21 protein-coding genes are annotated in these 25,623 nt (G+C 72.7%); 14 read left to right on the forward strand and 7 right to left on the reverse strand.

Annotated elements, in window-relative coordinates:
* The first annotated feature begins 12 nt into the window (after window positions 1–12).
* The 7 genes from AB0K67_RS29545 (at window position 13) to AB0K67_RS29575 (ending at window position 6,665) form a co-directional block, all read left to right on the forward strand.
* Window positions 13–444 (forward strand): DUF350 domain-containing protein, encoded by a 432-nt coding sequence (locus tag AB0K67_RS29545; protein ID WP_364066895.1) that lies wholly within the window; start codon window positions 13–15, stop codon window positions 442–444.
* Window positions 445–559: 115 nt separating this feature from the next.
* Window positions 560–1,684, forward strand: a complete 1,125-nt coding sequence (locus AB0K67_RS29550) for a helix-turn-helix domain-containing protein (protein ID WP_364067197.1) — start codon at window positions 560–562, stop codon at window positions 1,682–1,684.
* Between the two features lie 103 nt (window positions 1,685–1,787).
* Window positions 1,788–2,684 carry an ACP S-malonyltransferase gene (locus AB0K67_RS29555; protein ID WP_364066897.1) on the forward strand — a complete coding sequence of 299 codons (897 nt, stop codon included), beginning with the start codon at window positions 1,788–1,790 and terminating at the stop codon, window positions 2,682–2,684.
* Window positions 2,681–3,637, forward strand: a complete 957-nt coding sequence (locus AB0K67_RS29560; RefSeq protein WP_364066899.1) for a beta-ketoacyl-ACP synthase III — start codon at window positions 2,681–2,683, stop codon at window positions 3,635–3,637. The genes AB0K67_RS29555 and AB0K67_RS29560 overlap by 4 nt, the downstream gene beginning before the upstream one ends.
* A 77-nt stretch (window positions 3,638–3,714) precedes the next feature.
* Window positions 3,715–3,954 (forward strand): acyl carrier protein, encoded by a 240-nt coding sequence (locus AB0K67_RS29565; protein WP_364066901.1) that lies wholly within the window; start codon window positions 3,715–3,717, stop codon window positions 3,952–3,954.
* 53 nt (window positions 3,955–4,007) lie between these two features.
* Window positions 4,008–5,240, forward strand: a complete 1,233-nt coding sequence (gene fabF, locus AB0K67_RS29570; protein ID WP_364066903.1) for a beta-ketoacyl-ACP synthase II — start codon at window positions 4,008–4,010, stop codon at window positions 5,238–5,240.
* On the forward strand, window positions 5,241–6,665 hold the full coding sequence (locus AB0K67_RS29575; protein WP_364066905.1) for a carboxyl transferase domain-containing protein: 1,425 nt from the start codon (window positions 5,241–5,243) through the stop codon (window positions 6,663–6,665). It begins immediately after the preceding gene.
* Window positions 6,666–6,896: 231 nt separating this feature from the next.
* Here the strand turns inward: AB0K67_RS29575 and AB0K67_RS29580 are convergent, their stop codons facing one another.
* Window positions 6,897–7,391, reverse strand: coding sequence for a DUF3145 domain-containing protein (locus AB0K67_RS29580; RefSeq protein WP_364066907.1), 495 nt, complete (start codon window positions 7,389–7,391; stop codon window positions 6,897–6,899).
* A 174-nt stretch (window positions 7,392–7,565) separates the two neighbouring features.
* Between AB0K67_RS29580 and AB0K67_RS29585 the strand changes: the two genes are divergently transcribed.
* The 4 genes from AB0K67_RS29585 to AB0K67_RS29600 all read left to right on the forward strand — a co-directional run bounded on the left by AB0K67_RS29585 (window position 7,566) and on the right by AB0K67_RS29600 (window position 12,308).
* Window positions 7,566–8,594, forward strand: coding sequence for a S8/S53 family peptidase (locus AB0K67_RS29585; protein ID WP_364066909.1), 1,029 nt, complete (start codon window positions 7,566–7,568; stop codon window positions 8,592–8,594).
* A 72-nt stretch (window positions 8,595–8,666) separates the two neighbouring features.
* A complete protein-coding gene (locus AB0K67_RS29590; RefSeq protein WP_364066910.1) occupies window positions 8,667–9,203 on the forward strand; it encodes a sigma-70 family RNA polymerase sigma factor in 537 nt (178 codons plus the stop codon).
* On the forward strand, window positions 9,200–9,646 hold the full coding sequence (locus AB0K67_RS29595) for a hypothetical protein (protein ID WP_364066912.1): 447 nt from the start codon (window positions 9,200–9,202) through the stop codon (window positions 9,644–9,646). The genes AB0K67_RS29590 and AB0K67_RS29595 overlap by 4 nt, the downstream gene beginning before the upstream one ends.
* 127 nt (window positions 9,647–9,773) lie before the next feature.
* Window positions 9,774–12,308 carry a CHAT domain-containing tetratricopeptide repeat protein gene (locus AB0K67_RS29600; RefSeq protein WP_364066914.1) on the forward strand — a complete coding sequence of 845 codons (2,535 nt, stop codon included), beginning with the start codon at window positions 9,774–9,776 and terminating at the stop codon, window positions 12,306–12,308.
* Between the two features lie 102 nt (window positions 12,309–12,410).
* Here AB0K67_RS29600 and AB0K67_RS29605 read toward each other — a convergent pair whose 3' ends face one another.
* The 4 genes from AB0K67_RS29605 to AB0K67_RS29620 all read right to left on the reverse strand — a co-directional run bounded on the left by AB0K67_RS29605 (window position 12,411) and on the right by AB0K67_RS29620 (window position 18,596).
* The gene (locus AB0K67_RS29605) at window positions 12,411–13,235 is read right to left on the reverse strand and encodes a sulfurtransferase (RefSeq protein ID WP_364066916.1); all 825 of its coding nucleotides are present in this window, start codon (window positions 13,233–13,235) and stop codon (window positions 12,411–12,413) included.
* A complete protein-coding gene (locus AB0K67_RS29610) occupies window positions 13,232–14,347 on the reverse strand; it encodes a nucleotide pyrophosphatase/phosphodiesterase family protein (RefSeq protein ID WP_364066918.1) in 1,116 nt (371 codons plus the stop codon). Before AB0K67_RS29610 ends, AB0K67_RS29605 begins: the two co-directional genes overlap by 4 nt.
* An 865-nt stretch (window positions 14,348–15,212) precedes the next feature.
* Window positions 15,213–15,803, reverse strand: coding sequence for a DUF5998 family protein (locus AB0K67_RS29615; RefSeq protein ID WP_364066920.1), 591 nt, complete (start codon window positions 15,801–15,803; stop codon window positions 15,213–15,215).
* Window positions 15,804–15,947: 144 nt separating this feature from the next.
* Entirely contained in the window at window positions 15,948–18,596 is a 2,649-nt protein-coding gene (locus AB0K67_RS29620) for a GNAT family N-acetyltransferase (RefSeq protein WP_364066922.1), read from the reverse strand.
* Between the two features lie 182 nt (window positions 18,597–18,778).
* Here AB0K67_RS29620 and AB0K67_RS29625 point away from each other — a divergent pair, with 182 nt between their 5' ends.
* Complete coding sequence (locus tag AB0K67_RS29625) at window positions 18,779–19,672, forward strand: sugar kinase (protein ID WP_364066923.1); 894 nt, start codon at window positions 18,779–18,781, stop codon at window positions 19,670–19,672.
* Between the two features lie 139 nt (window positions 19,673–19,811).
* Here the strand turns inward: AB0K67_RS29625 and AB0K67_RS29630 are convergent, their stop codons facing one another.
* Window positions 19,812–21,926 (reverse strand): RecQ family ATP-dependent DNA helicase, encoded by a 2,115-nt coding sequence (locus tag AB0K67_RS29630; RefSeq protein ID WP_364066925.1) that lies wholly within the window; start codon window positions 21,924–21,926, stop codon window positions 19,812–19,814.
* A 59-nt stretch (window positions 21,927–21,985) separates the two neighbouring features.
* Window positions 21,986–22,180, reverse strand: coding sequence for a hypothetical protein (locus AB0K67_RS29635; protein WP_364066927.1), 195 nt, complete (start codon window positions 22,178–22,180; stop codon window positions 21,986–21,988).
* Window positions 22,181–22,612: 432 nt separating this feature from the next.
* On the opposite strand from AB0K67_RS29635, the gene AB0K67_RS29640 reads away from it, so the two are divergent.
* Both AB0K67_RS29640 and AB0K67_RS29645 read left to right on the forward strand, forming a co-directional pair.
* Complete coding sequence (locus AB0K67_RS29640; RefSeq protein WP_364066929.1) at window positions 22,613–25,129, forward strand: DNA topoisomerase IV subunit A; 2,517 nt, start codon at window positions 22,613–22,615, stop codon at window positions 25,127–25,129.
* A 219-nt stretch (window positions 25,130–25,348) separates the two neighbouring features.
* Complete coding sequence (locus AB0K67_RS29645) at window positions 25,349–25,555, forward strand: hypothetical protein (protein WP_364066931.1); 207 nt, start codon at window positions 25,349–25,351, stop codon at window positions 25,553–25,555.
* The last annotated feature ends 68 nt before the right edge of the window (window positions 25,556–25,623 follow it).

Consider the following 25,623-nt stretch of genomic DNA (forward strand, 5'->3'; position numbering starts at 1 on the left):
AATGGAACTGCAGTGACCCTCCTTGAGACCCTCGCCCGTGGCTCGGGCATCATCGCCGCGTACGCCGCCGTCGGCGTCATCCTGATGATCGTCGGCTTCTACGTGATCGACCTGGCCACGCCGGGCAAGCTCAGCCAGGTCATCCGCTCCGAGCGCAACCCCAACGCCACCCTGCTCGCCACCTCCGCCATGATCGCGATCGGCCTCATCGTGGCCGCCTCCATCTGGGCGGCGGGCGGCCGGCTGTCGGAGGGCCTGGCGAGCACGGCGGTGTACGGCCTGGTCGGCATCGTGGTCCAGACGCTGGCGATGCTGCTGTTCGACAAGATCGTCGGCATCTCCGTCCGCGAGCTCATCAAGGAGCAGGAGCTGCAGCCCGGCGCCCGGCTGCTCGCGACCACGCACGTCGCGATCGGCCTGATCACCGCCGTCGCGGTCATCTGAACCGCCCTCCCGGTACGGCGCTGACCGCCGTTCCGGACATCCGGGGGGACCTGGCACTCTAGGAGGCGTGACAGACCGGACCCGGGAGGACACCACACGAAGGCTCGAGCGCGCCATGGGCGCGCTCGGCACCGCGGCGATGGCGCGCATGGACGAGCAACTGCCGTGGTTCCGCGCGCTCAGCGCGGAGGACCGCTCGTGGGTGGGACTGGTGGCCCAGGCCGGCATCGCGGCGTTCGTCGAATGGTTCCAGCACGCCGGCGAGAACCGTCCCACACCCAGCATCGAGTTCTTCGGTACGGCGCCGCGCGAGCTCAAGCGCTCCATCTCGCTCCAGCAGACCGTCGACGTCGTCAGGGTCGTCGTCGAGGTCGTCGAGGCGCGCACCCACGAGCTGGCCGCACCCGGCGGCGAGGACCAGCTCCAGCAGGCGATGCTGCGCTACACCCGCGACGTCGCCTTCGCCGCCGCCCAGGTCTACGCGCGCGAGGCCGAGGCCAGGGGCTCGTGGGACGCCCGGCTCGAAGCGCTGATCGTCGACGCGCTCGTGCGCGGCGAGGTGGACGACGGCCTGCACTCCTGGGCCGCCGCGCTCGGCTGGACCTCCTCCCCCGTGGTGGTCATCGCCGGCAACGCGCCCGACGACGACCCGCGCGCGGTCATCGACGGGCTGCGCGAAAAGGGCCGGCGCATCGGCATGGACCTGCTGGCCGGAGTCCAGGCCGACCGGCTGATCGTGATCGTGGGCGGCGCGAGCAACGCCAACGACGCCGCCAAGCAGGTCGTGTCCAGGTTCGGGGTGGGCCCCATCGTCATCGGCCCCGAGGTGCCCGACCTGCACGCCGCCGCCAGGTCGGCCAGGGCGGCGCTGGCCGGGCTCAAGGCGTCCTGCGGCTGGCCCGACGCGCCCCGGCCGGTGCACGCCGAAGACCTGCTGGCCGAACGGGCGCTCGACGGCGACGCCGACGCCAGGCAGCAGCTCATCGAGAACGTCTATCTGCCGCTGGCCGGCACGCCGCTGCTCGACACGCTGGCGACGTACCTGGAGCAGGGCACCTCGCTGGAGGCGACGGCGCGGCTGTTGTTCGTGCACCCCAACACCGTGCGCTACCGCCTCAAGAAGATCACCGAGCTGACCGGCTACCAGCCGACCGAGGGCCGCTCGGCGTTCACTCTGCAGGTGGGTCTCATCCTCGGCAGGCTGTCCGAAAACGCCGAAACATGGCGATCGCTAACGTAATGCCGCCGAAACTCCCACTGTAGGGAACCTACAAATCACCCCGGACAAAGTTCGTGCGGATCTCTATCCGCGTGTCGAAGTCCTACAGGGCAAGGTGGTTTTTGTGCTTGTACTCGTCGCCCCGGGCCAAGGTGCCCAGACACCGGGCTTCCTGACTCCCTGGCTCGAGCTGCCCGGCCTCGCCGACCGGCTCGGCGCCTGGTCCGAAGTCGTAGAGCTCGACCTGATCGCTTACGGCACCACCGCTGGAGCCGACGAGATCCGCGACACCGCCGTGGCTCAGCCGCTCCTCGTCGCCGCCGCGCTGGCCGCCGCCGAGGCGCTCGGCGCGAGCCCCGACGTGCTGGCCGGCCACAGCGTCGGCGAGTTCGCCGCCGCCGCGCTCGCCGGGGTGCTCACCCCCGAGCAGGCGCTGGGCCTCGTCCGCGAGCGCGCCAGGGCCATGGCCAGGGCGGCCGCCGTCACCGAGACCGGCATGACCGCGGTGCTCGGCGGCGTCGAGGCCGACGTGCTCGCGGCCATCGAAAAGCACGGCCTGACCCCCGCCAACATCAACGGCGCCGGCCAGATCGTGGCGGGCGGCACGCTCGAGCAGCTCGCCGCGTTCAAGGAGGACGCGCCGGCCCGCGCCCGCCTCATTCCGCTGAAGGTGGCGGGAGCGTTCCACACCCACCACATGGCACCGGCGGTCGAGAGCCTGCGCGCCGCGGCCGAGGCCGTCGAGCCCGCCGACCCCAAGGTCACGCTGCTGTCCAACGCCGACGGCCAGGCCGTCGCGAGCGGCGCCGAGTTCCTGCGGAAGCTGGTCAAGCAGGTGAGCAGCCCTGTCAGGTGGGACTCCTGCATGGAGACCATGGCCGCGCTCGGCGTGACCGACATGATCGAGCTGCTGCCCGGCGGCACGCTGACCGGCCTGGCCAAGCGCGGGCTGCGCGGCGTGCGCACCGTGGCGCTGAAGACCCCCGACGACCTCGACGCGGCCAGGGAGCTGATCCCATGAAGATCCCCGACATCGTTCCCGGCGCCAAGGTGCTGGCCTTCGGCCACTACCAGCCGGCCAACGTCGTCACCAACGACGACCTGGCCAAGACCATGGACACCAACGACGAGTGGATCCAGTCCCGGGTCGGCATCAAGGAGCGCAGGATCGCCTCCCCGGCCGAGACCGTCGAGGACATGGCCACCATCGCCGGCGGCAAGGCACTCGCGGCCAGCGGCCTGACGCCCGACGACATCGACCTCGTCATCGTGGCGAGCTGCACGATGGAGACCCAGATCCCCAACGCCTCGGCCGTCGTGGCGCACCGCCTGGGCATCACCGCCCCCGGCGCCTTCGACATCAACGCCGCCTGCGCCGGCTTCTGCTACGCGCTCGGCACCGCCAGCGCCGCCGTGCGCGGGGGCTCGGCCAAGCACGTCCTGGTCATCGGCGCCGAGAAGCTGTCGCAGTGGGTCGACTGGACCGACCGCTCCACTGCCGTGATCTTCGCCGACGGCGCCGGCGCGGCGGTCGTCGGTCCGGCCGAGACGCCCGGCATCGGCCCCGTCGTGTGGGGCAGCGCCGGCGACAAGGCCGACGCCATCTACATCAAGAACCGCAACGAAAGCCTCCACCAGGAGGGCCAGACCGTCTTCCGGTGGGCCACCACCGCCCTGCACCCGGTGGCGCTCGAGGCCTGCCGGCGCGCCGGCGTCGATCCGTCGGAGCTCGCCGCGTTCGTGCCTCACCAGGCCAACCTGCGCATCGTCGAGTCGATCGCCCGTAAGCTGGGCGCCGACAAGGCCGTCATCGCCCGCGACATCGTCCACGCCGGCAACACCTCGGCCGCCTCCATCCCGCTCGCGCTCTCGCGCATGCTGGAGCGCGGCGAAGTGCAGTCGGGTGGCCTGGCGCTGGTGCTCGGCTTCGGCGCGGGTCTGACGTACGCCGGACAGGTGATCGAGATCCCCTGACGGGGTCCCGCTCGCCCTTCCAGACTTGTGCGGCATCGCCCGTACAGAACCCAGGAAATCAAAGGAGAACTAGCGACATGGCTGCCACCGAGCAGGAGATCCTCGAAGGCCTCGGCAAGATCATCAACGAGATCACCGGCATTCCGGCCTCGGAGGTGACCCCCGAGAAGAGCTTCGTGGACGACCTCGACATCGACTCCCTGTCCATGGTCGAGATCGCCGTGGCCGCCCAGGACGAGTTCGGCGTCGAGATTCCCGACGACCAGCTCAAGAACCTGAAGACGGTCAAGGACGTCCTCAACTTCATCCAGGGCTGACCTCGGATTGTTTCACCGATCAACCGATCACTGACCAGCAAGGAGCGCGAAACGTGAGTGCGAACCGGGTACGTGTCGTCGTCACCGGGCTTGGCGCGACGACGCCCGTCGGTGGAGACGTCACCTCGACCTGGTCGGCGCTCCTCGCCGGTCGGTCGGGCGTCAAGACCCTGGAGACCGACTGGGTCGACACCGTCCCCGTGAAGTTCGCGGGGACGGCCGCGGTCGATCCCACCGAGGTGCTGCCGCGGCCCGAGGCCCGGCGGCTCGACCGCAGCGAGCAGTTCGCGCTGGTCGCGGCCCGCGAGGCATGGAAGGACGCCGGCGCCCCCGAGGTGGCGCCCGAGCGGCTGGGCGTCGTGGTCTCCAGCGGCATCGGCGGCATCAACACCACGCTGTCGGCCTACGACACCTACCGCGAGCGCGGCTGGAACCGGCTGTCGCCGTTCACCGTGCCGATGCTCATGCCCAACGGCCCGGCCGCCTGGGTCGGGCTCGACCTGGGCGCCCAGGCCGGCGTGCACGCCACGGTGTCGGCCTGCGCGTCCGGCGCCGAGGCCATCGGCTACGCGCTCGACATGATCAGGGCCGGCCGTGCCGACGTGGTCGTGGCGGGCGGCACCGAGGCCGCCATCCACGGGCTCAACATGGCCGCCTTCGCCGCCGCGCGGGCCATGTCGACCCGCAACGACGACCCCGAGGGCGCCTCCCGCCCGTGGGACCGCGCTCGTGACGGCTTCGTGCTGGGCGAGGGCGCGGGCATCGTCGTGCTGGAGTCGGAGGAGTTCGCCAAGGCGCGCGGCGCGCGCATCTACGCCTACTGCGCGGGCGTCGGCTACTCCGCCGACGCGCACCACATCACCCAGCCGGAGCCCGAGGGCCGCGGCCAGATCATGGCGATGACGATGGCGCTCACCGACGCCGACATCTCCGGCAACGACGTCAAGCACGTCAACGCCCACGCCACCTCGACCCCGGCAGGCGACGTCGGCGAGGTGCAGGCCATCGCCAAGGCCATCGGCAGCCACCCGCTCGTCACCTCCACCAAGTCCATGACGGGACACCTGCTCGGCGGAGCCGGCGGCATCGAGTCGGTCTTCACCATCAAGGCCCTGCACGAGCGGATCGTCCCGCGCACGATCAACATCGACGACCTCGACGACGGCATCGAGGTCGACCTCGTCCACGAGGCGAACCGCGCGCTGCCTGAGGGCGACATCGCCGCGGTCAACAACTCGTTCGGGTTCGGCGGTCACAACGTGGCCGTCGTCTTTAAGGGGGCTTAAATGACCGTGCTCGACAACCGGGTGGTGAGCGAGGGCTCCGATCAGGAGCCCGCTGATCCCCGCGATCCCGTCGTCCGCCTGACCGCGCTGCTCGACGAGGGCTCGCTGCGGCTGATCACTCCGGAGGACAAGAGCGGCGCGCTGGCCGCCACGGGCCGCGTCGAGGGCGTTCCCGTCGTCGCGTTCTGCAGCGACGCCCGCGTCCAGGGCGGCGCCATGAGCGGCGAGGGCTGCGAGCACATCGTGCACGCCTACGACGTCGCCGTACGCGAGCGGGTGCCGATCATCGGCATCTGGCACTCCGGCGGCGCCCGCCTCACCGAGGGCGTCGAGTCGCTCCACGCGGTCGGCCGGGTCTTCGCCGCCATGACCAAGGCGTCCGGCGTCGTGCCGCAGATCTCCGTGGTGGTCGGCCCCGCCGCCGGCGGCGCCGCCTACGGTCCCGCGCTCACCGACCTCGTCATCCTGGCCGACACCGGCCGCATCTTCGTCACCGGCCCCGACGTCGTCCGCAGCGTCACCGGCGAGAACGTCGACGCCGCCGCGCTCGGCGGGCCCGAGCCGCACGCCAAGCGCAGCGGCGTGGCCCACATCGTCACCAAGACCGAGACCGACGCCTTCGTCAAGGCGCGCCGGCTCGCCACGCTGCTCGGCCACCAGGGCCGCATCCGCCTCGGCGAGATCGGCGAGGTCGACTTCTCGTCCCTGCTGCCCGACTCCGCGCGCCGCGCCTACGACGTCAAGCCGCTGGTCAACGGCCTGCTCGACGAGCCCGGCCTGGAGCTGCACCCCAAGTGGGCGCCCAACATCGTCACCTCGCTCGGCCGCATGGGCGGGCGCACGGTCGGCGTGATCGCCAACAACCCGATGCGGCTCGGCGGCTGCCTCGACGCGACCTCCGCCGAGAAGGCCGCCCGGTTCGTCCGCATGTGCGATGCGTTCGGCGTGCCGCTGGTCGTGCTGGTGGACGTGCCCGGCTACCTGCCCGGCGTCGGCCAGGAGCACGACGGCGTGGTCCGGCGCGGAGCCAAGCTGCTGCACGCCTTCGCCGAGGCGTCGGTGCCGCGGGTCACGCTGATCACCAGGAAGGCGTACGGCGGGGCGTACATCGCGATGAACTCCCGCGCGCTGGGCGCCACCAAGGTCTTCGCCTGGCCGACCACCGAGGTGGCGGTCATGGGCGAGGTGGCCGCGGTGCGCGTGCTCAAGCGCCGCGAGCTCGCCGCGGTCCCCGAGGAGGAGCGGGCCGAGCTGGAGCAGCGCCTGGCCGAAGAGCACAAGCAGCTCGCCGGCGGGCTGGTCAGGGCCCAGGAGCTGGGCGTCATCGACGAGGTGATCAAGCCCGCCGAGACGCGCGGCGCGATCGCCAAGGTGCTCTCCCAGGCCACCCCGGCCAGGGGCGCCCACGGCAACATCCCGCTGTAGGACCGCCCCAGGGCGCGGCTGTGCAGCCGCTAGAGCGATACGAACGAGGCCCCGCACCGTCTTTCGGTGCGGGGCCTCGTTCGTCTTTCACAGGCGCTCTCTACGAGCAGCAGGCGCTCTTCAGACTGATCAGGGCTCTACACGTGTCAAAGGCGTTCGTCACGCGCGTCAGGCGGCGGGACGGGCGCACGGGGAGCCTCCCTCGCACCCCGGCGGCCTCGTCCCCGGCGATCACACGGCCGCGTGCAGCCACCTGACGGGCGCGCCGTCCCCGGCGTACCGGAACGGCTCCAGCTCCTCATCCCACGGCCGGCCCAGCAGCTTGTCCAGCTCGTCTTCAAGCACGCACCGCCCCTGCGCGGCCATCATCATCGCGGTGCGCAGCCGGTCTTCGGGGATCATGATGTCGCCGTTCGCGCCGATCACGGCCGTGAACGGGCCGAGCGACGGCGTGTAGGCATGGCGGGAGCCGTCGACCCCGGGTGAGGCATCCTCGGTGATCTCGAACCTGAGACGCTGCCAGCCCATGAGGGAGGAGGCTATGGCCGCCGCGATGCCAGGCCGTCCCTCCCACTCCGCCTGGGCCCGCACGACATTGGGCGCGGCGGGCTGCGGAGTCCACGTCAGGTCTACGGGCACGCCAAGGACACCCGCGACTGCCCATTCGATGTGAGGGCACAGCGCGGGCTGAGCCGAGTGGACGTAAAGAACGCCACGAGCAGACACCGGACCTCCCGTTCGGTACGAGGTGCGCCTTCCCCAACGGCCTCGTCCCGGGATGATCACAAGTGACTAGGGAGAGACTACCGTCGGTCGCTGATCGGCACCAGAGGGGGGCCATACCAAGTTGGTGCTGAAGTGGCGGGTGACAGGTCGCCTCCCAAGGAAAGATACCGGCTCATGGACATCCAATCAGTCGGGGAGGCGTTCGTCCGCCCACGTCAGGTGCTGACCGACCGCACGGCGCTGTCCGCCGCGCGCCGCTGGACCCAGGCGGTCTCCGAGGCCGACGGCGTCTGCGTCGTCCATCTGGCCGACGGCGTCGATCCGTGCGAGCTCACCGCCGAGCTGCGCGACCAGGGCCTGCGGGCCTCTCCCAACCACGTCTTCCGCGGCCAGCCGCTGTTCTTCGGCGGCCCGGCCTCACGGCCCTTCCCCACGCCTCCGATCGGTCACCGGCCGCATCACCGGCCGCGCTCCGACGTCGTCGTGGGGCTGCTCGACACCGGCGTGGCCAAGCACCCGTGGTGGGCGGGCAGCGACTGGTACGCCAGGCTCGGCCCCCAGGAGGCCGACGCCATGGAGGGCCAGCAGGCGGGGCACGGCACGTTCATCGCCGGACTTCTGACCCGGCGGGCCCCGGGCGTGTCGCTGCGCGTGCACCGGGTGCTCGACGGCGACGGCGTGACCGACGAGGCGACCGTCGTACGCGCCCTGCACCGCATGCGCGAGCGGCCGCCCCACGTGCTCAACCTGTCGTTCGGCGGCTACACCTTCGACGGCCGGCCGCCGCCCCTGCTGTCGGACGCCATCGCCGAGCTCGCCGCCACGCCGACCGGCACGGTGACCGTGGCCTGCGCCGGCAACACCGCCTCCGACCACCCGTTCTGGCCCGCGGCGCTGCCCTTCGTGGTCGGCGTGGCCGCCGTGGACGCCTCCCAGCAGTGCCGGGCCCCCTACTCCGGCTACGGCACGTGGGTGGACGCCTGCGCCCGGGGCGACTGGCTGACGAGCAGTTACCTGCACACCGGCGACTTCGAGGGGTACGCGGCGTGGAGCGGCACGTCGTTCGCCACGGCGCTGGTGGCCGGAGCCATCGCCGACGCCGCCAGGAACGAACCCGCACGGCAGTGGATCGACAGGCTCCTCGACTCCGAGGCGACCCCGCAAATTCAGGATCTGGGAGTCCTCTTCCCGGCGAGTCTGTAGAGTTTACGCTCAGTCCCCGGAGCATCACGGGGAGGCATGATCGCCTCCCCTGGCCGGGCGGAAGGAGGCCGTATGCGGGATCTGCGTGATCCAGCGGAGCTGCTCGCGGCCGCGGCCAAGGGCGACCGGGCCGCATGGGACGAGCTCGAAGCGAGGTACGGGCCGCGCATGTGGGCGGTGGCCCGCGCCTGCGGCCTGAGCCCGGTCGACGCCGCCGACGCGGTCCAGGGCGCCTGGCTCCGCCTGCTGCAGCATCTGCACGACATCAGGGAACCGGCGAGCGTGGGCGGCTGGCTCGTGACCACCGTTCGTCGCGAGGCCCTTGCCATGCAGCGCAAGGAGCCGCCCCTCGTCTCCGTGACCGATCCGGTCGACGAGCCCGACCCGGCCGCCGCCGTGCTGGAGGCCGACGGGCGGCGCCGGCTCTGGAAGACGGTCTCCACACTGCAAGAACCCTGCCGCTCGATCCTGGAACTTGTCGCGTACGAGGTCGGCAACCAGCAGGTGGCGTCACGGCTCGGGCTGCCCGACGGCAGCATCGGGCCCACCAAGGCACGCTGCCTGGAGAAACTGCGCACTCTGCTCTCACTACAGGAGACAGCGCAATGATCAACGACGAGTACTTCCTGGCGGCCCTCCGGCTGGCCGCCGGGAACGACCCGATCCCGGGTCACGTCTCCGCCGCCGCACGTGACGCCTATCGGCTTCGGGTCCCGATGGCCGTGACCGCCGCCCACACCGAGTCCGCCACGATCCGCAGCGTGCGCGACAACGACAGCTCCCATCTGGTGCGGTTCATCGCCGCCGGCCTCACGTTCGATTTGGAGGTGACGGAGGGCGACGGGCTCATCGACGTCGCCGGTCACATCTCCCCCTATCCCGGCGAAGGCGCGCTCGTCGACGTACGGTCGCCGCACCTGACCCTGACCCGGCGCATCGCCCCCACCGGCCACTTCGTCGCCACGGGCCTGCCGCCCGGGTGGCTGAGCGTGGTGTGCCACAGGCCGGGGCACCCACCCGTACAGACCACGTGGGTGCGCATCCGCCCCTGACCGATACCGACCACGTGAGTGCGCACCCACCCCTGACCCGACACCGGCCACGGGGGTGCGCACCCACCCCTGACCCGGCCGGGAGTCCGCGCGTTGCTCCCGGCCGTCTCCTCCTCCGAGGCCGGTTATGAGCGCAGCGACGGACCAGCAGGTCACGAGGGGCGTCCATCCGCTCGTCCAGGCGGCGGAGTCCGCGCTGATGCGTTCGCTGGTCGAACCCGACCGCGCGCTGCGAGTCGCCGGCGCCATCAGGGAGGCCGCCAGGCGTGACGGGTGCCCCGAGGCCGAAACCGTGGCGCTGCGGTCGATGGCGCTGGCCGCGCGCGAGCTGGGCGACCTGGAGAGCGCCGAGCACCACCTGCTGGAGGCCATCGCCCTGCCGGACGCTCCGCCCGGGCGGGTCGCGCAGGCGCGGCTGTCGCTGGTGACCGTACGCACCGAGCGTGGCCATCCGCTCCAGGCACTGCGCGTGGCCGCCCTGGCCTGGGCTCATCTGTCGCCGATCGACCGCGCCAAGCTCGACACGCAGCGCGCGGTCGCGCTCGCCCGGCTGGGGCATCACCAGGAGGCCATCTCGTCCTGCGACCGTGCGATACGGGCCCTCGCGGAGGCGCCGGGCACCATGGACGACCGCAGGTTCCTGGCCGGCGGGCTGCTCAACCGAGGGCTCATCCACTCGTACCGGGGCGACTGGGACGCGGCGCTACGCGACCTCACGGACTGCCTGCGCATCGCCAAGGAGGCCGGGCTGCGGCACCTCGCCCGGCTGTCCGCCGCCAACCTGCCTTTTCTCTCCGTACGTCGCGGCGACCTCGCCGCCGCCTTCAAGCACTACCACGAGGCCGAGGACGCCCTCTTCGGCTTTCCCGAACGGCTGGCCACGATGCGGGCCGACTTCGCCGATGCCCTCCTGGCCGTGAACCAGCCGGGCGAGGCCAGGGCGATGCTGGACCTGGCCGTACCCGACCTGGAGGCGTCCGGGGCGCTGGTGGCGCTGGCCGAGGCGCGGCTGAAGCTCGCCCAGGTGGAACTGCTCACCGGCGACCCGCACCGGGCCCTGCAGGTGGCCGAGCAGGCCGCCGCCGAGCTCGCGGCGCAGCAGCGTACGACGTGGCTGCCGCTGGCCAGGGAGGTGGTGCTGCGCTCACGGCTGGCGCTCGGTCCCGTCACCCGCGAGCTGCTGACCGAGCTGGCCGAGTGCGCCGGAGAGCTGGAGGAGTGCGACGCTCACGTGGCCGTCGCGGCGGCACTGCGGCTGGTCGCGGCCGAGACGGCGCTCTCCTTGGACGACCGCCGCACGGCCTTGGACCAGCTCACCCACCTCACCAGGGCGGCAGAACAGCCTGCTGGACGGCCCGATGAGCGGGTCGGGGAGCGGGCGCCGGACTCCGAGGCGGCGCGGGCCGGACGACCGGTGCGGGCCGCGTTGATCCCGGGAACGGTGCGCCAGCACGCGCTCGCGCTCAAGTCGGCGCTCCTGGACGACCCCGCCGGAGCCTTCACCGCCGTCCGCGACGGGCTGGCCGAGGTGAGCGGGCGCGTGGAGGGCTTCGACGACCCGTCGCTGCGCGCGCACGCGGCCAGGTCGGGCGAGCGGCTGGCGGCGTTCGGGCTGGAGCTGGCCGTACGGGAGGGCAGCGCGAGCACCGTGTTCGAGTGGGCCGAACGCTGGCGGGCCGTCGCCTCGCCCGCCCACGCGAGCGCGCTCCCCGACCCCGAACGCGTACGGGCGGAGCTGGGAGGCAGCGCCCTGGTCGAGTATGTGGCCGACCGCGGCGCACTGCTCGCCGTCATGATCACCGAGCGGCACCTGCTGCTGCGGCGGGTCGGCGACCTTCAGGAGATCAGCGAGGCGATCCTGCGCCTGCGGTACGCCCTGCGCCGCCCCACCCAGCGCCACGACACCGACGCGGCCGCCGTCGCCCTCGAAGAGCTCGTCCTGCGGCCCCTGCTGGCCGACCTCGATGATCGACCGCTGGTGATCGTGCCGGTGGCCGGCCTGCACAAGCTCCCCTGGGGCGCGCTCCCCGCCCTCCGCGAACGCCCGGTGAGCGTGGCGGCCGGCACCGCCGCCTGGCTGCGGGCGCGTGCCAACGCCGACGCTGCTGCTCGCCGGCCCGGGAGCCCGCCCGTGGTGGTGGCCGCGGCGGGCCCGGAGCTGGAGCACGCTCGTACCGAGGTGGCCCACGTCGTGCGCTGCCACCCCGGTGGACGGCTCACAGAGGGGCGGGTGGGGCCGGTGCGGGAGGCGCTGTCCACGGCCGACGTCGTGCACCTGGCGGCGCACGGGACGTTCCACGCGCGTACCCCGCTGGGGTCGGGCATCACGCTGGAGGACGGCGCGCTCATGGCGTACGACCTGCTGGAACTGCCACGGACGCCCGGGCTGGTGGTGCTGTCGGCGTGCAACTCCGGGATGTCGCGGACGCCCATGGAGGGCGCGCCGCTCGGGCTGCCGGGGACGTTCCTGGCGAAGGGCTCGTCGTGCGTGATCGCCGGCATGGTGCCGATAGGCGACGAGGAGGCACGGGCGGTGATGAGCACCTTCCACGAGCTCGTGGCGGCCGGGCAGGCACCCGACGCGGCGCTGGCGTGTGCGGCGGCCAAGACCGGCGAGGTGGGCTTCACCTGCTTCGGCGCAGGCGACTTCCCGCTCTACTGAGCCCGGACGCCTGAGCCGAGGTCGCCCAGCCCTGGCCACCTGAGCCGAGTCACCCGACCCTGGCCGCTTGACCCCGGGGCGCCCTGGCGCAGGCGCTGCCGGTCAGCCGGTGGCGACGGGGCGGGACGGGTCGCTGACCCAGTCGGACCAGGAGCCGACGTACAGCGCCGCCGGCAGGCCCGCGATCTCCATCGCCAGCACCTCATGTGCGGCCGTCACGCCGGAGCCGCAGTACGCGCCCGCCCGCGTCCCCTCGCCGACGCCCAGCCCGGCGAACCTCGACCGCAGCTCATCGGGCGCCAGGAAGCGCCCGTCGGGGCCGACGTTGTCGGTGGTCGGGGCGCTGACCGCACCGGGGACGTGCCCGGCCACGGGATCGACGGGCTCCACCTCGCCGCGGTAGCGCTCGGCGGCGCGGGCGTCCAGCAGCACGCCGCGCCCGGCCAGCTCGCCCGCCTCGTCGGCCGACAGCATCGGCATGCCGCCCGGCCTGGCGGTGAAGTCGCCCTCGACGGGTGCGGGCACCTCCTTGGTGACGGGGTGACCGGCCGCGATCCAGGCGGGCAGGCCGCCGTCGAGCACGCGGACGTCCTGGTGGCCGAAGTAGCGCAGCGTCCACCAGGCGCGGGCGGCGGTCGTGGCGGCCGCGTCGTCGTACACGACGACAGGGCGGCCGTCGAAGACGCCGAGCCGCCGCATCGCGCTCTGGAACGCCTCCGCACTGGGCAGCGGGTGTCGCCCGCCCGTGCCGGGCGGGCCGGCCAGGTCGGTGTCGAGGTCGCAGTAGACGGCGCCCGGGATGTGGCCCTCGCGGTAGGACTCGATGCCGGGCGGCCCGCCGAGCCGCCAGCGCACGTCGAGCACGGTGACCCCGCCACGATCGGCGAGCTCCGCGAGCGCGGCGGGTGTGATGAGCGGGCTGGTCACGGGCGTACCTCCAGAAGCGGGACGTGCTGTTCTGCCGCCGTCAGCGAGCCGTGGTAACCGACGAACTGCGCCTCGACGGGATGCCTGCTGGGAGCGGTGATGGCCAGGTCGGTACGGGGGACGGCCACGACGTCGCCGATGCGGGCGAGCCACGGCTCGCGTACGCGGGGGCCGAACCAGCCCGACTCGACCGCCTCCTCGCGCGACACCACCCACGCCTTGTCGCCCAGCGTCTCCCGCCAGGCGTCGAGCACCTGCCCTGCGGCCCCCGGACGGGTGTAGACGTGGCGTGCCCTGGCCTCGCCGCCCAGCATCGCCACCCCCTCCGCCAGCTCGGGGACGCTCTCCGCATCGATCTTCTCGGTGGCGTTGACCATGCCGTGGTCGGCGGTGACGTAGAGGGCGGAGCCGGGCGGCATGCCTTCGGCCAGGCGGCTCGCCATGGCGTCGACGATCTCGAGCTGCCGCAGCCACTCGTCGCCGCCCCAGCCGTGCATGTGGCCGGCGGCGTCGAGGTCGCCGTAGTAGACGGTGACGTGGGAACGGCGGCGCTCCCGCAGCACGTCGTGGACCCTCGCCACCCTTTCGTCGACCGAGCCGGCCGCCACGTGCCGGACGCCGCGGAAGGTGGCCCGGCTCAGACCGGTGCCCGCCAGCTCGGCGGGGGCGACGTAGACCGGCTCGATGCCCGCTGCGGCGGCGCGCTGGTAGACGGTGGGGGCCGGCTGCCACACCTCGGGGTCGATCGGCTCGTCGCCCGGGAAGGTCCAGCGCAGGCAGTTGAGCATGCTTCCGGTGCCGGGCACGGCCAGCATCATGCCCACCATGCCGTGCTCACCGGGCGTCAGGCCGGTGCCCAGGGTGCACAGGCTGGTGGCGGTGGTGGCGGGGAACCCGGCGCTGAGCGTCCTGGACGTACGGTGCGCCGCCAGGAACGGGGCCCGCTCGGGGTGGGCGTCGAGCAGCTCCGCTCCGAGACCATCGACCAGGAACAGGCACACACGGTCGGCGGCATCGAGGTCGAGCAGGTTAGGCTCTGGCAGCCCGAGCGCGGCCAGCAGGGAACCCGGCAAGTCGGCCAGCGACGCGCCGCCGTATCCGGGCACCAGCATGCCCCTCAGTCTAGCCCCGCCCCGATCGGCCGCCCGGCGCTCCGCGACACCCTCAGCAGGGGCGGCAGAGCAGCGCGAAAAGCCAGGCGAGCGCCCAGGAACCGCACCGCCGAGACTGCGCCGGCCCCACCACACAGACGCAGGGCGGACGACGCCCAGCAGGCGGACGCGGAGACGACCTGACCACCGACGCGACCAACGCTCCCGGGCCAGGGCGGGGGCGGGCGCAGGCGTAGGTCGACGCGAGCACGCGGCGCGGACGACGCTGGTACGGGTCAGGGCGCAGGCAGTGCTCAAGCGCGCAGGCGCGGGTGGAGTCGCCGGTGGCGTCGCCGGGGGCGGCGCGCGACGCGGACAACACCCCGCAGGCCCACCGCGCAAGCACCGGCACGAGCGGCTCTTGACGGACTGGCGTGCGCACGGCACCGACACGGACGACTCGCCGTGGGTGCGGGGGCGTGAAACGGCGCCCGCTCAGCGGGCCGACACGCTCAGCGACCGACACGCTCAGCGCGGCGCGGGCGAGTGCCCGCAAGCCCAGGTGCCGCATGCGTCAGCACGGGTCGGCGCCCGGCGCGAACGGCACTCCACAGTCCCGCCGCACGAACGCCGGCGCTGAGCGCGCTAGGTGCGCGAGCACGTGCACAGCGGAAGCCGCCCACGCGGACACCGCACGCGAGCCCGAGCACGGGACGGCGCGCGGAGACGCGGCGCGGGCGCGGGCCTGATCCGCGCGGCGACACGGCCCAGGAGCGGGCCTGATCCGCGTGCGGCGACACGGCGCGGGCACGGGTGATCTGCGCGCGGCGCTCGCAGCCGGGTGGGGTGGCGGTTGGCGGGTGAGAGGTGCGCGGGTGGGCGAGGGTCAGGCGGTGGCGCGGGCGGTGGCTTCGGAGAGGGCCTTGGCGAAGGCGAGCACATGGGAGACCGCCTCGGGCCCGTCGGCGGCCTCGCTGACGCGCAGCGACAGGTCGTCGGCGGTGATGGCGCCGGTGTAGCCGTGGTCGGCCTCGCAGTTTTCGTCGCCGCAGGTGGCGGGCTCGAGATCGACGTGAGAGATGGCGCCCCAGCCGATGGTGAGCGTCACCTCCGTGGGAGGGACGCCGGGCACGTAGGAGGCGGGGTCGGGCACCACACGGGTGACCGCGACCGACTGGACGCGGCTCAGCCGCACCGCCTCGGTGGTGGTGGAGGCGTGGGACGCCGAGACCCCCTCCACCGCGGGGTGCTCGTCGGTGTGGCAGACGAGCAGCCGGGTCGCGGTCAGCACCAGCACGGTGACGTGGCGGCGCACCTCCATCGCGGGATCGAAGGTCGCCTCGTGGTGGACCACGAACGCGGTCACGGCCTCCTTGCCCAGCGCGGATTCGACCGCATCGGTGACGAGGTCGGGGTAGTAGCCGCTGCGCTCGATCGCGTCGCGCAGGCCCGCGGCTGAGACTCGGGTTTCCCTCATGGCTCCATCCTGCCAGGGACGGGCAGTGCACTCACCCGCCGGATATAACGCTCTATAACGTCTTTTGCCGGGTCATCAGCGGGCACTCGGCCCCTCCCCCTTCGCTCAGGGCTGACGCACCCCCGTCAGCGCCCACAGGCCCGGTCACGACAGCCGGCGCGGGCCGCCGTCGAGCCGCGGCCCCGCCGGGGTGCGCAGGGTCGCGCGGGCGCTGAGGATCACCACCGCCGACTCCCCCACGAGCACCTGGTCGAGGTCGAGCCTGGCCACCTCGGGCAGATCGTGGGAGAGCCGCCCGACGCGTACGAGAAGGTCCTCCAGGGCGTCCACCGCGACGGGCGGGTAGCCGTACTGGCCGAAGAGCAGCGGCGCGGCGCGTACGGACCGGATCAGGTCGGAGGCGTCCTCGCGGGTGAGCGGCGCGAGGCGGAAGCTCTGGTCGGCCAGCAGCCGCGCGGTCACCTCGCCCAGCCCGAACGACACCACCGGCCCGAACGCCGGGTCCTCGATCACCCCGACCACGGTCGGCACGGCGGGCTGCGGCGCCATCCGCTGCACGGCCAGCTCCGCGTGCTCGCGCACCAGCTCGGCGTAGGCGTGGCGGACCATCTCGGGGCCGGTCAGCCCGAGGCGTACGGTGCCCGCCCGCCGCGAGGCCGCGGGGTCGGCCGCCTTGACCACCACCGGCCAGCCGAGCCGTTCGGCCGCGGCCACCGCCTCGTCGGGCGAGCGGACGACCTCGGCGGGCCAGACCTCAACGCCGTAGCAGGACAGCAGCTCGGCCGCGTCGATCTCGACGGGCGGCCCCGGCTGGGCGAACCCGCCAGGCGGGGTCTCGGGCGCGGTGCCCGCCAGCGTCTCGCGGACCAGCGTCCGCGCCCGCTGGGTGTCGATGCCGGTCAGCTCGGGCGGCGGGGCCACCGGCTGGGCGCGGCGGCGGGCGTAGCGGACGACGTGGGCGAGTGCGCGTACGGCCTCCTCGGGGGCGGCGTACGACGGGATGGACCCGCGTGCGGGCCCTTCGTCCCCGGGGACGCGCAGCGCCGGGTGCATGCCGAGATGCCCCTCGAACGTGGCGAGCACCGGCTTGCCGGAGCCCTTCGAGACGCGCAGCAGCTCGGCGGCCACCGCGTCGGTGTCGCCCGGGATCGGCGGCATGTAGATGACGACGGCGGCGTCCACCTCGCCGGAGGCCAGCTCGCCGGCGAGCGCGGCCCCGTACTCGCCGGGCCCCGCGGCCGGGCCGAGGTTGACGGGCTCTCGGGGTTCGAGACCCGCGGACAGGCAGGCGTCGGCGGCGAGCAGGCCGAGCGCGTCGGAGTTGGTGACGAGCGCGACCCGCGGGCCGTCGGGCAGCGGCTGGTACGCCAGCAGCTGCCCCACGTCGAAGAGCTGGATGAGGTCGTCCACCCTGATGAGCCCCGCCTGCTCGAACAGCGAGCTGATCGCCGAGTCGGGCAGCCCCAGCTCGGCGGCCGAGTGGCCGGACGGGGTGCCGCCGCTCTTGACCACCACGACGGGCTTGCGCCGGGAGATGCGCCTGGCCAGCCGGGTGAACTTGCGCGGGTTACCGAGCGACTCCAGGTAGAGCAGGATGACCTCGGTGGAGTCGTCCTCCTCCCAGTACTGCAGCAGGTCGTTGCCCGAGACGTCGGCCCGGTTGCCCGCCGAGACGAACGTCGAGATGCCCATGCCGCGCTGGGCGACCCGCTGGAGCAGCGCGGTGCCGAGCGCGCCCGACTGGCTGAAGAAGCCGACGTTGCCCCGGCCGGGGACGGTGGCGGCGAGCGTGGCGTTGAGCTTGACGGCGGGGTCGGTGTTGGCGATGCCGAGGCAGTTGGGGCCGACGACGCGCAGGCCGTAGGAGCGGGCGATGCGGGCCAGCTCGTCCTGCCTGGCCCTGCCCTCGGGGCCGGTCTCGCCGAAGCCGGACGAGACCACGACCAGGCCGTGCACGCCCTTCTCCGCGCACTCCTTGACGATGTCGATGACGCCTTCGGCGGGCACGGCGACCACGGCGAGATCGACCTTGTCGTCGATGGCGGTCACGCTCGGGTACGCGCGCACGCCCGCCACCGCACGCACCTCGCGGTGGACGGGGTAGACAGGGCCGGTGAAGTCGGCGGCCAGCAGGTTGCGCAGCACGGTCTGGCCGACGCCGCCGGGCTCGCGCGAGGCGCCGATCACCGCGACGGAGCCGGGGGTGAGCAGCCGGGCGATCGAGCGGGACTCGGCGCGGTGCTCGCGGGCGGCGGTGACCTCGGCGGAGGTCTCGGTGGGCGTGAGGTCGAGCGTCATGCGTACGACGCCGTCCTCGAACTGGCTCTGCGCCGTGTAACCGGCCTGGCGCAGCAGCCCCATCATGCGCATGTTGGCGGGCAGCACGTCGGCGATGAAGCGTTCGATGCCGCGCTCGCGTGCGGTGGCCGCCAGGTGTTCGAGCAGCACGGACGCCACTCCCCTGCCCTGGTGGGCGTCCTCGACGAGGAAGGCGACCTCGGCCTCGCCGGGTCCTGTGCGGTCGTAGCGGATGACGGCCACCATCTCGGTGCCGATGGTGGCGATCAGCGCGACCCTGTTGACGTAGTCGACGTTGGTGAAGCGCTCGACCTCGCGGTCGGAGAGCCGGGGGCGCGGGCCGAAGAACCGAAAATAGATCGACTCGTCGGACAGGCGGGAGTAGAACGAACGGAGGCGGTCGGCGTCGGCGGGCTTGATGGGCCGCACGTGCGCGGTGCCTCCGTCGGCAAGGACGACATCGGCCTCCCAGTGGGCCGGATATTGTGCCTCCACAGACACGAGCGTAAACCCGGATCCCACATGTCAAGACGCTGGGGCCCCATTGGGCAACGCTTGTGCATCGACTCCTGCCCGGTAATAGGGGTACGCCCCACGAGCAGCTCGGAAGCTGTTAGTTTTGCGGTGGCGTTTTGCCGTGGCCAGGCTCGATCTGTAGGCAGCAAGGTGGTGACATCATGACGCGGGTCGTCGTGGTGGGCGATCTCATGACCGACGCGGTCGCGCGCGCCCGTTATGCGCTCGCCCGGGCGAGCGACACCCCGGCGATCGTGACGATGCACGGCGGAGGCTCGGGGGCGAACATCTCGTCCTGGCTCGCCGTCGAGGGCGCGGAGGTGGCCTTCATCGGCCGCAGAGGCGCCGACATCACAGGTCGCAACCGCGACATGGAACTCATGGGCTACGGCGTCGACGCCCGGCTCGTCATGGACCCCGAGCGTCCCACCGGCACGTGCGTGGTGCTGGTCACCCACAAGGGCGAGCGCACGATGCTGTCCGACCCCGGCGCCAACGCCGCCCTGTCGCCCGAGGACCTGCCGCGCGACCTGTTCACCCAGGGCTCCCACCTGCACCTGTCGGGCTACACGCTGATCAACGAGGGGTCGCGCGAGGCCGGGCTCGCGGCGCTCGACATGGCGCGGCACGCCGGGATGTCGATCTCGGTCGACTGCGCGTCGTCGGCGCCTTTGGAGCGTACGGGAGCCGAGCCGTTCCTCGAGTGGACCAACGGCGCGAAGCTGCTGTTCGCCAACGTCGACCAGGCCAAGGTGCTGACCGGCCGCGACGACGCCGAGGCGGCGGCCAAGGTGCTCACGGCGTGGTTCCCGCAGGTCGTGATCAAGATGGGCGCCGACGGCGCGCTGTGGTTCAGCAACGGCCGCCCCGACCCCGTGCGGGTGGCCGCCGAGCCGGTCGAGAAGGTCGTCGACGGCACGGGGGCCGGTGACGCGTTCTGTGCCGGGTTCCTGCCGCCGTGGCTGGAGGGCAAGCCCCCGGCCGAGGCGCTGGCCTCGGGTTGCAGGCTGGCGTCCAAGGCGATCCTGCACCTGGGCGCCCGCCCGCCGTTCTGATCGGCCGGCCCTTCGAGCCGGGCCCGCCGTTTCTGCCCGGCGGCCCGCCCGAGCCTGGCCCGCCGTTTCGCTCCGGCGGCCCTTCGAGCCCCTGGCCCGCCGTTCCAGCCCTCAGGCCGTTCTCAAAGGAAGCCCTTCCTCAGCTGGTCACGGCGAGCGCCAGCGGCAGCACCGCGGGCGCGCCCGCGTGGCGCACCTGAGCCGCGGCCAGCGTCATGGTCCAGCCGGTGTCGACACGATCGTCCACCAGCAGCACGGGCCCGCCGCACCGCCCGATCGCGGCGCTGAGATCCTTCGGCATGGCGAGGGTGGCCCTGACCGCCTGCACCCGCTGCGCGCTGTTGTACTGCCGCCCCGGCGAGCCCGCGCGGTAGCCCAGCTCCCCCAGATAGGCCAGCCGCCCCACCTGCGCGAGGCGCTCGGCCAGCCCGCGCACGAGCTTCGGCCGGCTCGCCGACGGCACGTTGACCACCGCGACGGGCCGCTCCTTCCACTCCCACGCCGACAGCACCTTGACCACGGCGGCGAACACGTCGTCGGGCACGGGGGCGTCGTCGCCGGCGAGCAGCTCGCGCAGCCGGTTGCCCCAGCCGATGTCGGTGAGCCGCCCGAGCGCCCTGCCGGGCTCGGCGCCCAGCTCGGGCTTGATGCGCCCGGACAGGTCGGGCATGCCGGTGGGCCACTGCCTGCGGGCCTCGATCTCGACGCCCGGCCTGGTAAGGCGTTCGCGCGCGGTCTCGACGGCCTGTGCGGCGATCTCGGTGGAGCGGTGGCTGCCGGTGCAGTTGTCGCAGCGGCCGCAGGGCGTGGCGGTGTCGTCGTCGAGGTGACGGCGCAGGAACTGCTCGCGGCACTCGGTGGTGGTGAGGTAGGCCAGCATGGCCTCCTGCTCGGCGCGGCGCTCCGCCGCGATGCGGGAGTAGCGCTCGGTGTCGTACTCCCACGGCGCGCCGGTGGCCTCCCAGCCGCCCTTGACCCGGCGTACGGCGCCTTCGACGTCGAGCACCTTGAGCATCATCTCCAGCCGGCCCCGGCTGAGATCGACCGCGGACTCCAGGGCCTGGGTGGACATGACGCCGCGCTCTTCGAGCGTCTTGAGCGTGGTACGGACGAGGGGCTCGGGCGGGAAGGCCAGCGAGGCGAAGTACGCCCAGATCTCGCGGTCTTCGGCGCCGGGCAGCAGGATGACCTCGGCCCGCTCGACGCCGCGCCCGGCCCTGCCGACCTGCTGGTAGTAGGCGACCGGCGACTGCGGCGCGCCGACGTGGACCACGAAGCCGAGGTCGGGCTTGTCGAAGCCCATGCCGAGCGCGCTCGTGGCGACCAGCGCCTTGATCTTGTTGCCGAGCAGCGCCTCCTCGGCGGCCAGGCGCTCGGACGGCTCGGTCTGGCCGGAGTAGGCGGCCACCTCGAAGCCCTGGTCGCGCAGGTAGCCGGCGATCTCGTGGGCGGCGGCCACGGTGAGGGTGTAGACGATGCCGGAGCCGGGCAGCTCACGCAGCGTCTGGGCGAGCCAGGCCAGCCGCTGCTCGGCGGTGGGCAGGCGGACGACGCTCAGGTGGAGGCTGTCGCGCTCGAGCGGGCCGCGCAGGACGAGCGTGTCGTCGTCTTCGCCGCGCAGCTCGGGCGGCAGGCGCAGCTGCTCGGCGACGTCGCGGGTGACGCGGGCGTTGGCCGTGGCGGTGGTGGCCAGCACGGGGATGCCGGGCGGGAGCTGCGCGAACAGCGTGGACAGCCGGCGATAGTCGGGCCGGAAGTCGTGTCCCCAGTCGGAGATGCAGTGGGCCTCGTCGACCACGACGAGCCCGGCGCTCTCGGCCAGCTCAGGCAGGACGTTGTCGCGGAAGTCGGGGTTGTTGAGCCGCTCGGGGCTGACCAGCAGCACGTCGACCATGCCGTCGGCGACCTGGCCGTAGATCTCCTCCCACGCCTCGGGATTGGCGGAGTTGATCGTCACGGCTCTGATGCCGGCGCGCTCTGCGGCGGCGATCTGGTTGCGCATGAGCGCGAGCAGCGGCGAGACGATCACGGTGGGGCCCTCGCCCAGCTCGCGCAGCAGCGCGGTGGCCACGAAGTAGACGGCCGACTTGCCCCAGCCGGTGCGCTGCACGACGAGCACCCTGCGGCGGTCGAGCACCAGGGCCTTGATGGCGGCCCACTGGTCGTCACGCAGCCTGGCGTGCTCGCCGGCCAGGGCCTGCAGCCGCTCTTCGGCCTCTTCCCGCAGCATCGCGGCGTCGGGGGCATCAATCATGCCTCCCTTGTTACCAGCTCCGGGCGACGGAATTCGCCGATCCCGCCCCCGGACGCGGCTCACGCCGGGTCGGCGTGCTCGGGGAAGGCGTTGATCGTGACGCGGTGCATGCGGCGGCGCTCGGTGGAGTCGGCGACGGCGTGGTGCTGGGTGGAGCGGATGTCCCAGAAGGCCGGCCTGCCCGGGCGCCGGCGCAGCCCGCACTGGAACCCGGGCGCTCCGATGTGCTCGGTCACGGGATGGAACTCGATCATGACGCCTTCCGGAGACGGATGCGGATCCCTCGCACCGAACGCAAGACCAAGCAGTTGATCGGCCAAAGGAGCGCGCGCCGATCGAACAAGTCTGCGATAACTCGTACGGATCGAGTAGGATCGGAGCCTCGGCATGATGGTCGACGCCATCTTCTCCCCGGGCACCCCAAGCGTGAGCGACACCATGGATACGCCACAGACGACCTGGCTCGTGCGATCATCTGCCATAGGCGAAGACGTCCCCACCCCTTCCGGCCGCGTGGCCGCGCCGGCCCGCCGCCCGCGCGCGGCGCCGGGAGACGGGCCGCATCGCCGCCTCGCACGCCGATCTGACGCTTCTCCAGCGAGCTGACGGCTACGGTTAGAGCACAAGAACAGAAGGAGGATGCGCTTCCCCTCGGCGCGACGGCCGAGGCAGCCGCGCAGCATACGATGGCCCGACGCACGACAGCACCCCCGCCCGAGGACTTCGAGGAGCGGATCGTCGACATCGACGTCTCCTCTGAAATGCGCAGGAGCTATCTCGAGTACGCCTACTCGGTGATCTACCAGCGGGCGCTGCCCGACGCTCGCGACGGCCTCAAGCCGGTCCAGCGGCGCATCCTCTACTCGATGAACGAGATGGGCCTGCGGCCCGACCGCGGCCACGTGAAGTCCTCGCGCGTCGTCGGCGACGTCATGGGCAAGCTGCACCCCCACGGCGACAGCGCGATCTACGACGCCCTGGTCCGCCTGGCCCAGCCGTTCTCGATGCGCCTGCCGCTCATCGACGGCCACGGCAACTTCGGCTCGCCCGACGACCTGCCGGCCGCCATGCGTTACACCGAGGCGAGGCTGGCCCCCGCGGCGATGCTGATGGTCGAGTCGATCGACGAGGAGACGGTCGACTTCAAGCCCAACTACGACGGCCAGGAGACCGAGCCGGTCGTGCTGCCGTCGGCCTTCCCCAACCTGCTGGTCAACGGCACCAGCGGCATCGCGGTCGGCATGGCCACCAACATGGCGCCGCACAACCTCGGCGAGGTCGTCGCCGCCGCCCGCCACCTGATCAAGAAGCCCGACGCGACGCTCGACGAGCTGATGAAGTTCGTGCCGGGGCCCGACCTGCCGACCGGCGGCCAGATCATCGGCCTGCAGGGCGTGCGCGACGCGTACGAGACCGGGCGCGGCACGTTCCGCATGCGGGCCAAGTGCTCCATCGAGCAGATCACGCCGCGGCGCAAGGGCATCGTCGTCACCGAGCTGCCGTACAACGTGGGCCCCGAGCGCGTGGTCGCCAAGATCAAGGAGCTGGTGACCAGCAAGAAGCTGCAGGGCATCGCCGACCTGAAGGACCTCACCGACCGCCACAAGGGCCTGCGGCTGGTCATCGAGATCAAGAACGGCTTCATCCCCGAGGCGGTGCTCGAAGAGCTCTACCGCCTCACGCCGATGGAGGAGACGTTCGGCATCAACAACGTCGCGCTGGTCGACGACGAGCCCCGCACGCTCGGGCTGCGCGAGCTGCTGCAAGTCTACGTCGACCACCGGCTCGACGTCGTGCGCCGCCGCTCGGAGTTCCGCCGGCGCAAGCGCGAGGAGCGCCTGCACCTGGTCGACGGCCTCATCATCGCGCTGCTCAACATCGACGAGGTCATCCAGGTCATCCGGTCCAGCGACGACTCCTCCCAGGCGCGCACCCGCCTGATGGAGGTCTTCGACCTCACCGAGATCCAGGCGTCCTACATCCTCGACACGCCGCTGCGCCGCCTGACCCGCTACGACAAGCTGGAGCTGGAGCGGGAGAAGGAGACGCTGACCGACGAGATCGCCAAGCTCAACGAGATCCTCTCCTCCGAGACCAAGCTGCGCCAGGTGGTCTCCAGCGAGCTGGCCGACGTCGCGAAGAAGTACGGCACGCCGCGCCGCACGGAGCTGCTGGAGTCGCCGGGCGTGACCCGCGCCCCGGTGACGGAGCTGCAGGTCGCCGACGACCCATGCCTGGCGCTGCTGTCCTCGACCGGCCTGCTGGCCCGCACCGCCGACGCCTCGCCGCTGCCCGGCGACGGCCAGCGGTCGGCCCACGACGTGCTGGTCAGCGTGGTGCGCACATCCGTACGCGGCGAGGTCGGCGTCATCACCTCACACGGCCGGTTGATCCGCATCCAGGTGGTCGATCTGCCCACGCTGCCGTCGTCGGACGACCCGCCGTCGCTGTCGGGCGGGCATCCGGTCTCCGAGTACGTCTCCCTTGAGCCCGACGAGAAGGTGGTCGGGCTGGGCTCGCTCGATCCCGAGGGTCCCGGCCTGGCGCTCGGCACCGCCCAAGGCGTGGTCAAGCGCGTGGTGCCGGACTATCCGGCCAACCGCGACGACTTCGAAGTGATCACGCTGAAGGAGGGCGACCGCGTCGTGGGCGCGGTCGAGCTGGTGTCGGAGTCGCACGACCTGGTGTTCATCACCTCCAACGCGCAGCTGCTGCGCTACCCAGCCTCGCTCGTACGTCCCCAGGGCCGGCCCGCGGGCGGCATGGCCGGCATCCGGCTCGACGAGGGCGCGCGGGTGATCTGGTTCGGCTCCGTCGATCCCCAGCGTCCGGCCCATGTGGTCACCATCGCCGGGTCCTCCACGGCGCTGCCCGGCACCCAGGTGGGCGGCGGCAAGGTCTCCGACTACGCCGAGTTCCCGCCCAAGGGCCGCGCCACCGGCGGCGTCCGCGCCCAGCGGTTCCTCAAGGGCGAAGACGTGCTGCTGCTCGCCTGGGCGGGCCCGGCCCCGGCCAAGGCGGTCTCCGCGGTGGGCAAGCCGGTGCCGCTGCCCGGCGAGCTGGGCCGCCGCGACGGCTCCGGCGTACGCCTGACCCACACCATCGGCGCCATCGGCGGCGCGCTGGCCTCCAGCCCCGAGGCCCTGCCGGGCGGCTCTGACTCGGCCACCGAGCAGACATCGTCCGCCTCCGACGAGGAGTAACGGCGGGCGGGGGACGCTCCGGCGTCCCCCGCGCCCGTCTCACTCCGGCCCGGTCGTCGATGAGCCGTACGCGGTGCCGCCGTCGCCGACCTGATCGCCGCGGCCCGCGACCGGCCGGCGCGCGGCGACGTCGCGTCCAAGGCGGCGGCACTCGCGCTCACCCCGGCCCTGTCCTGCCGCCACTGGAACGCCGACGGCTCCGTCCGCGACCGGCGTACGGTGCTCGGCGCGTCGGCGGCCGCCGCGACGCTGCTCGACCGGTCGAAGAGCGATGCGTACGAGGTGGACGACGCCGTGGCGTCGGTCGCCCGCGACGTGGCGCGGCAGGCCGGCAAGCGCCCCGGCCTGCAGGCGCTCGCCGACCATGAGGTGGCCGCAGGGAACGTCCGTAAGGCGGTGGACCTGCTGGTCCAGGCGACCCGCTGACGCTCGGAGGCTCCGGGCTCTGGCCTTCGGGCTGCGCGCTGGGAGTCGGGGCTGACCTCTCGCGATGT

The sequence above is a fragment of the Nonomuraea sp. NPDC052634 genome (assembly GCF_040678535.1).
Lineage (GTDB): Bacteria > Actinomycetota > Actinomycetes > Streptosporangiales > Streptosporangiaceae > Nonomuraea > Nonomuraea fastidiosa.

Bases quoted from the DNA above. Each gene is read 5' to 3' on its own strand.
- AB0K67_RS29565 (WP_364066901.1), top strand. From the start codon at position 3,715: ATGGCTGCCACCGAGCAGGAGATCCTCGAAGGCCTCGGCAAGATCATC.
- AB0K67_RS29640 (WP_364066929.1), top strand. From the start codon at position 22,613: ATGGCCCGACGCACGACAGCACCCCCGCCCGAGGACTTCGAGGAGCGG.
- AB0K67_RS29595 (WP_364066912.1), top strand. From the start codon at position 9,200: ATGATCAACGACGAGTACTTCCTGGCGGCCCTCCGGCTGGCCGCCGGG.
- AB0K67_RS29560 (WP_364066899.1), top strand. From the start codon at position 2,681: ATGAAGATCCCCGACATCGTTCCCGGCGCCAAGGTGCTGGCCTTCGGC.
- AB0K67_RS29610 (WP_364066918.1), bottom strand. From the start codon at position 14,347: ATGCTGGTGCCCGGATACGGCGGCGCGTCGCTGGCCGACTTGCCGGGT.
- AB0K67_RS29630 (WP_364066925.1), bottom strand. From the start codon at position 21,926: ATGATTGATGCCCCCGACGCCGCGATGCTGCGGGAAGAGGCCGAAGAG.
- AB0K67_RS29600 (WP_364066914.1), top strand. From the start codon at position 9,774: ATGAGCGCAGCGACGGACCAGCAGGTCACGAGGGGCGTCCATCCGCTC.
- AB0K67_RS29590 (WP_364066910.1), top strand. From the start codon at position 8,667: ATGCGGGATCTGCGTGATCCAGCGGAGCTGCTCGCGGCCGCGGCCAAG.
- AB0K67_RS29625 (WP_364066923.1), top strand. From the start codon at position 18,779: ATGACGCGGGTCGTCGTGGTGGGCGATCTCATGACCGACGCGGTCGCG.
- AB0K67_RS29585 (WP_364066909.1), top strand. From the start codon at position 7,566: ATGGACATCCAATCAGTCGGGGAGGCGTTCGTCCGCCCACGTCAGGTG.
- AB0K67_RS29635 (WP_364066927.1), bottom strand. From the start codon at position 22,180: ATGATCGAGTTCCATCCCGTGACCGAGCACATCGGAGCGCCCGGGTTC.
- AB0K67_RS29615 (WP_364066920.1), bottom strand. From the start codon at position 15,803: ATGAGGGAAACCCGAGTCTCAGCCGCGGGCCTGCGCGACGCGATCGAG.
- AB0K67_RS29550 (WP_364067197.1), top strand. From the start codon at position 560: ATGGGCGCGCTCGGCACCGCGGCGATGGCGCGCATGGACGAGCAACTG.
- AB0K67_RS29575 (WP_364066905.1), top strand. From the start codon at position 5,241: ATGACCGTGCTCGACAACCGGGTGGTGAGCGAGGGCTCCGATCAGGAG.